The sequence below is a fragment of the Streptomyces glaucescens genome (genome assembly GCF_002154375.1).
GTDB lineage: Bacteria > Actinomycetota > Actinomycetes > Streptomycetales > Streptomycetaceae > Streptomyces > Streptomyces glaucescens.
Window position 1 is genome coordinate 1 of the sequence record NZ_MUND01001061.1, and the last position, 1,572, is coordinate 1,572.

1 protein-coding gene and 1 pseudogene are annotated in these 1,572 nt (G+C 74.7%); one reads left to right on the forward strand and one right to left on the reverse strand.

Annotated features, from left to right (window positions below):
* Positions 1–218 precede the first annotated feature (218 nt).
* Entirely contained in the window at positions 219–1,199 is a 981-nt protein-coding gene (ligD, locus tag CCN42_RS40565; RefSeq protein ID WP_086742067.1) for a non-homologous end-joining DNA ligase, read from the reverse strand.
* A gap of 208 nt (positions 1,200–1,407) precedes the next feature.
* Here ligD and CCN42_RS45480 point away from each other — a divergent pair.
* Positions 1,408–1,572: pseudogene (locus CCN42_RS45480) on the forward strand (MarR family transcriptional regulator); the annotation flags it as partial.

Consider the following 1,572-nt stretch of genomic DNA (forward strand, 5'->3'; position numbering starts at 1 on the left):
CCACGAGGGCGGCGGCCCCGGCGAGACCGGCGAGCCATCTCCTGCGGTGCGAAACGGACTTCTGCGACGACACTGCGTCCTCCTCGGGGAAACCGGGCGCAGCCCAACGGCTGTGGAGGGAAAGGCAGTTCAGGATCCCGGTGAATTCCGCCCGTGCCAAGGGAGCACAGATGTCCCGGCGGTGAAGGGCAGTTCAAGAAACGGCTTCCGGTGGACCGTCAGACCATGTCGTCCGGCAGGTCGGCCGACGACTCCTCGGGGGTGAGGTCGGGCCGCAGCCGCAGCCACGACGGCTGGCGCAGCATCCCGGCCCGGGTGCGGGTGCTGTACCGCACCTCGCCCACCAGCCGGGGCAGCACCCAGTGCGCGCCCGGCGCGGCCGGCCTCGGACGGAACGGGCAGACGTCGGTCGCCAGCTCGCTGAGCAGCGCGGCCAGCTCGGTGCGCTCGGCCTCGCTCCAGCCCGTGCCCACGCTGCCCACGTAGCGCAGCGTGCCCGCGGCCCGCTGGCCCACCAGTACGGCGCCCGGCAGCCCGGTCAGCCGGCCCTTGCCGGGCAGCCAGCCGCCCACGACGACGTCCTCACCGCGCATGTTGCGGATCTTGATCCAGGCGCGGGACCGCACCCCCGGCTCGTACACCGAGTCCAGCCGCTTGCAGACCAGCCCCTCGAGACCGTGCTCACGGGTGGCCCGCAGCGCCTCCTCGCCGTGCCCCACCAGTGCTCCGGGCGTCGACCAGAACGGCCCCTCGAGCTCCAGCTCCAGCAGTCGCGCGCGCCGCTCGGCGTACGGCAGGCGGATCAGGGAGCGGCCCGCGAGGTGCAGCACGTCGAACAGCACGAGATGGACCGGGACCTGGGCCGCCCGGCGGGCCGCCCGGGCGGGCGCGTGGGCGAGGCCCATCCGTGACTGCAGCAGCTGGAAGTCGGCGCGGCCCCGCTCGTCCAGCGCCAGCACCTCGCCGTCGAGGACCGCGGGCGTGCCGCCGAGGGCGGCGCCGAGGGGCCGCAGCTCGGGGTAGGCGCCGGTGATCTCCTCCCCGGACCGGGCACGCAGCACCACGCCGCCGTCCCCGGCGAGATACACCACCACACGCTGGCCGTCCTGCTTGGTCTCGTACGCCCAGCGCGCGTCCTGGGAGGCGGGCGGCAGGGCGCCGGAGGTGGCGAGCATGGGGGCGATCAGCGGCAGGGTCACGGCTTGAGATGTCGACGGCGGCGGACACGGTCACGCGTGTCGCCCGGCGGTTTCGCCTGAACGGCGCCGCGCACCCGGCCCGCGCCGCACTCCGTTCCGGACGCCCGGCCCGCCGCACTCCGTTTTCGGACGCCCGGCCCGCGCCGCACTCCGCCCCGTCGACCCGGAGATTACTTGAGTAAGGCAATGAGAGAGTAACGTGAACCGCATGCCCACACCGCCGCCGCCCGCCGCCCCCGCGTCCCCCGAAGTCGCCGAGATCGAGCGGGCGTTCACCCGCATCACCTACCTCGGCACCCGCGCCCGGCGGCACGACCGGCTGATGGCCCTCGCCGAGGTCCCGCTCGACCGCGCCGCCGTGGCGCTGCTGCGC